Annotated in this window: 5 protein-coding genes; all 5 read left to right on the forward strand. The window is 50.1% G+C overall.

The window, feature by feature from the left end; genetic code table 11:
- The first annotated feature begins 71 nt into the window (after window positions 1-71).
- From hflK to rnc, 5 genes are read left to right on the forward strand one after another with little or no spacing between them, the layout of a single operon-like run.
- Window positions 72-1,172 carry an FtsH protease activity modulator HflK gene (hflK, locus tag GAC_RS02315; protein WP_010265958.1) on the forward strand — a complete coding sequence of 367 codons (1,101 nt, stop codon included), beginning with the start codon at window positions 72-74 and terminating at the stop codon, window positions 1,170-1,172.
- 1 nt (window position 1,173) lies between these two features.
- Window positions 1,174-2,046, forward strand: a complete 873-nt coding sequence (gene hflC, locus GAC_RS02320) for a protease modulator HflC (RefSeq protein WP_010265959.1) — start codon at window positions 1,174-1,176, stop codon at window positions 2,044-2,046.
- 2 nt (window positions 2,047-2,048) lie between these two features.
- Complete coding sequence (locus GAC_RS02325) at window positions 2,049-3,512, forward strand: Do family serine endopeptidase (protein WP_010265961.1); 1,464 nt, start codon at window positions 2,049-2,051, stop codon at window positions 3,510-3,512.
- 31 nt (window positions 3,513-3,543) lie between these two features.
- Entirely contained in the window at window positions 3,544-4,119 is a 576-nt protein-coding gene (locus GAC_RS02330) for a LolA family protein (protein ID WP_241759834.1), read from the forward strand.
- Window positions 4,106-4,837: a ribonuclease III gene (rnc, locus tag GAC_RS02335; RefSeq protein ID WP_037349292.1), complete on the forward strand. Its 732-nt coding sequence runs from the start codon at window positions 4,106-4,108 to the stop codon at window positions 4,835-4,837. Before GAC_RS02330 ends, rnc begins: the two co-directional genes overlap by 14 nt.
- The last annotated feature ends 8 nt before the right edge of the window (window positions 4,838-4,845 follow it).

Below are 4,845 nucleotides of genomic sequence, written 5' to 3' on the forward strand. Positions count from 1 at the left end.
TAGTATTTTTGTTGATACGGTGATGATTCTGCGATAGACTCCCTCTTGTTCTGCTGGGATTGGTGGTCTTTATGAGCGATGGGGGTGATCCCTGGGGCGGGGAGAGCGGCGAAGGGTTTGAGAAACCCAAAAACGGCAAGAGGTTCGGCGATTCCCAGTTCGATGGCTTGTTCGAGGGCGTTCGCTCTGCACTAAATGAGTTCCCTGGGGGAAAGCATCCCGGCGACTTTGTGCTCAAGTATTCACATTTGCTCTTGCTTCTTGCCTCGCTTACGGTGCTGTACGCGTGTACCGGCTTCTACGTGGTAAACCCAGAGGAAAAGGCTGTCGAATTGCTGTTTGGAAAATACAGAAAGGTGACGGAGCCCGGCTTGCGCTTCTGGCTGCCCCGCCCATTCGGTAAAGTACTGAAAGTTAAGGTCGAGATCGTCAGTAAGGAAGAAATTGGCAGCGGTGTGTACAGAGGTGATGGTGGTGAGCATAGCCACGGCGAGGGCATAATGCTGACTGGCGACGAGAATATCGTCAATATAAACTTTGACGTTCAGTGGAAGGTCACTGACGCATACAAGTATCTGTTCTGCGTCAGAGATGGTAGGCCGGGTGCCACTGTAAAGAATGCCGCTGAAAGTGCTATGCGGGAGATAATTGGCAAAAGTACTCTAGCCTTCGCTATAGAGGGCGAGGGAAGAGCCTCCATAGCATATGAGACAAAAAAACTGTTACAGAGTGTGTTGGACCATTACAGCATGGGAGTTGAAGTCCTCTCGATACAGCTAAAGAAGGTAGATCCGCCCGAGAAGGTGATTAGCGCATTTAGAGACGTCCAGAGTGCCAGAGCCGATAAGGAAAGGGCTATTAACGAGGCTCATGCATATCGCAATGAAGTGTTGCCCAAAGCCAAGGGGGAGGCAATTAGAATAAAGCTCGACGCTGAGGCTTACAAGAGCGAAGTGATAAACCGGGCACAGGGGGATGCCGCAAAGTTTCTTGCGGTGTACAAAGAATATGTAAATCAGCCAGCAGCGGTTAGAGATCGCATGTATATAGAAGCGATGGAAGAGGTGCTGAACAATATGGACAAGGTCGTTGTTACTGACGACATCAAAGGCCTGTTCTCCTACCTGCCCTTGGCCGGAGCGGGTGGCAAGAAAGCTGGAAGCGGGGGGTAGTATGAAGTTAAGTCTTGCTAGGCTCGCGCTGTTGGGTGCTATCGTTTTTGGCCTTGTGACGCTTGCGCTGGAATCCGCGTTTATCGTAGATGAAGCACACCAGGCTATCGTGGTGCAATTCGGGCGCGTGCAGAAGAGCGTACAGAAAAGTGGTCTTTTTTACAAAGTTCCTGTAATCAGCGAAGTTATATACTTTGACAAGCGCATTATAGAGATCCGGTCAGACTCTTGCGAGGTAATAGCAGCGGACCAGAAGCGCTTTGTTGTTGATTTTTATGCAAAGTATAAAATCATTGACCCGGTTAAGTTTTACCAAACAGTACGGAGTGAGACTGGGCTTGAGAATAGGCTGGGCTCTATTATTGAATCAAGCCTACGCGCGCAGGTTGGTAGCGTAGCGTTGATCAACTTCCTTAACGAAGCCAGAGCCGACGTCATGCGCCGTATACAAGAGGGTGTGAGCACGGAGTCTGAAAAGTTTGGTGTGGAAATGGTTGATGTGCGAATCAAGAGAGCAGACCTTCCCGAGGAAAACAGTGCAGCAATTTTCCGCCGCATGCAGACTGACAGAGAAAAGGAGGCGAGAGAGATCAGGGCAGAAGGGGAAGAGATGTCTCAAAAGATCAGATCAGATGCAGACTTCCAGACACGCGTTATTATTGCAGACGCGATGCGGGATGCGCAAATTATCAGGGGTACGGGAGATGCAAAAGCATCTCAAATTTATAACAACGCTCTTAAAGCCGACCCTGACTTTTTCAGTTTTTACCGCACAATGAGAGCATATAGGCGAGTATTTAGCGATGGTACGACAAAAATTGTGCTGTCACCAAACAATGATTTTATCAGTCTTTTTAACAAAAGCAGGGGTTAGGTGTGAAGAGGTTTTTATCGCTTTTTTTGCTGATAGCGTCGCTGTGTAGCATACACTCCGGAGGCAGCGCGTTGTCGTCGGTGGCAGGGTCAAAAACTGCCGTTCCGGACAGCCGTAGGGGGTTTTCTGGGCTGGCTGCTAAGCTGTTGCCTGCGGTAGTCAATATTTCCACGGAACAGACCGTAGATAGCGATGCAAGCTCCATGGGCCAAGGCTTTAGGTTCCCGGGAATTCCAAAGGGTATTTTTGAGGAATTTTTCAACAACTTGGAGCCCCTCCTCGTTGACCCTTTAAAACCCAGAAAGGTAGTCTCCCTGGGCTCGGGGTTCATAGTGGATAAGTCAGGGCTGATAGTCACCAACTACCACGTAATAGCGAACGCTAAGGAGATTCACGTAAAGTTCAGCGACAATTCCACAGCCAAGGCTACGGTGTTGGGAAAAGATCCTAAAACGGATCTAGCAGTGCTCAAAGTCAAAACGAAAAAAGACCTACAACCGGTAACACTGGGCAACTCCGATGAAGTTTTGGTAGGAGAGTGGGTGTTGGCTATAGGTAACCCCTTTGGGCTCGGAGGTTCAGTGAGTGTAGGTATAATCTCGGGCCGCGCACGCGATATTAACATTGGTACTGCAAGCGAGTTTTTGCAGACTGATGCTGCCATAAACCGCGGACATTCGGGTGGGCCGCTGTTCAATGCTGATGGGGAGGTCATTGGCATAAATACGGCAATAATGTCCCCACAGGGCGGCGGCAATGTTGGAGTGGCGTTCGCTATTCCTTCAAACAATGCGGCACGTGTTATACGTGTGCTATCCAAGGGTGGAAGGGTAGAGCACGGTTGGTTGGGGGTTGTCATTCAACATGTTACTGATGATATGACAGACTCTCTTGGCCTGGAGAGTGCAAGAGGCGCATTAATATCTGGCGTAGCAAAGGATAGCCCGGCAGAGAAAGCGGGGCTCAAGGTGGGCGACGTAATTCTGGAGTTCAACGGACAGAAAATAGAGAATATGCCCCAGCTTACGCACCTTATAACAAAAGCCGCAGTGAACGAGAAGGCCAAGATAACTGTCCAGCGCGATGGCCGCGCTCTTAACGTCATGGTTACAATCGGTAAGTTGCCGGACGACGCTGTGCCAGGAGGGGCAGACCAGGAAGCCACCGATGACAGCGTGGGCCTTACAGTTGGCAATCTACCTAAAAACTCTAAGAAGCAGCAGGAAGGGGTGCTGATACTCAGGGTTGACCACAGAAGCGATGCTTTCAGTGAGGGCGTCAGAAAGGGAGATATTCTGCTCGGCATCAATTCCGCAACGATAAACAGCGTGTCAGATTTCAACAAGGAGATGAGCAAAATTAAGAGCGGCAGCGGCGGAAAGGGTTCCCTGTTGCTCCTCGTAAAGAAGGGAGGAGGTGACGCACCGCCGATATACATACCGGTAAAACTAAACAAGAATGCATAGGCGTGGCGCCCTGTTCTGGGCGTTACTCTTTTTGCTGCATCTTATAACTCCGGCCAGGTCGCCCTGCTCCGTCCATTCCCCGGCTGTGGCCTCTCCTAGCTTTGCTGCGCAGCTCATTGAGATCGTGGAGTGCATAAATTCCTTCAACGCAGATTTTGCACAGACTGGCGAAGATGGGTCCGTACAATACGGCAGAGCCACGATTAGGCCTGGACTCCTGAGGTTTGACTACCATGCGCCAATTTCCACATCAATTGTGATCAAGAACGGATGGATGACCTTCTACGACCAGGCACTCAAGCACTACTCCTATATAAAGGTACGCCACCCGATTGTGGAGCTTTTTAGCGCTACAAATTCAGATAAAATCAAACAGCTGAATATTCTGTCAGCCGTTGTTCATGACGGCAGGAAGACATTTCACATAATAGAAAAGCAATCAGGGGCGGCAATGGTGGCCTCATTTGCCTTCGCTGGCTGCAGTTCTGCATACATTTCCGAGCTCAGCGTACAAAACTTACAGCAGGGCGCGATGAGATTGGAATTCTACAATGTTGAGAATAACCCGCCAGTAACCAAAAAGGAGTCTCGCGTTGCATCCCGTTGATAAAAAGAGCCTAGCACTTAAGATATATGAGGCCACAGGGTACCAATTTAGGGATTTAGACCTGCTGCTAGAGGCGTTGACCCACCCCAGCCTTTCGTATAAGAGTGCGGCGAATTACGAGCGCCTTGAGTTCCTCGGTGACGCAGTATTGAGCATGACTGTCTCCGAAATGCTATACAGGCTCTTTCCAGATGATGACGAGGGCTGCTTGACCAGAAAAAGAACGGCGCTGGTGCGCGGCTCAGAAGTAGTTGAGATTGCAAGATCCATAGGCCTGGGTGAGCTCATACTCATGTCAGGCGGGGAGCGAACCTGCGGAGGATCCGACAATCCGGGCACCCTTGAGAATGCATTAGAAGCCCTTATAGGGGCAATGTACATGGATGGCGGCCCGGAGGCTTACAGGAGCTTTATACATAAGCACTGGCTCGCACGCGCGCAACACATGTCCTATACGCCACCTCAGGATCCAAAAACTGCGCTGCAGGAGTGGGTACAGGGCAGGGGCTGGGCAATGCCATTATATAAATTGGTAAGCAAATCCGGCCCCGAGCACAAACCAGTCTTTGCAGTTGAGGTAAGCATCCAGGAGCATGGCAACGTGCTGGGTACCGGCAGTAGTAAAAAGCTTGCGGAACAGGAAGCAGCGAAACTGATGTTGAAAAAAATCACCGAGCTCCATAGAATGGACGCAGAAGGAACCTCAAAACTACCGTAGAAAAAAAC

Source organism: Anaplasma marginale str. Florida (assembly GCF_000215485.1).
GTDB classification, from domain to species: domain Bacteria; phylum Pseudomonadota; class Alphaproteobacteria; order Rickettsiales; family Anaplasmataceae; genus Anaplasma; species Anaplasma marginale.

Excerpts from the sequence above, each read along its gene's own strand:
- hflK (WP_010265958.1), top strand. The coding sequence starts at position 72 with ATGAGCGATGGGGGTGATCCCTGGGGCGGGGAGAGCGGCGAAGGGTTT.
- hflC (WP_010265959.1), top strand. The coding sequence starts at position 1,174 with ATGAAGTTAAGTCTTGCTAGGCTCGCGCTGTTGGGTGCTATCGTTTTT.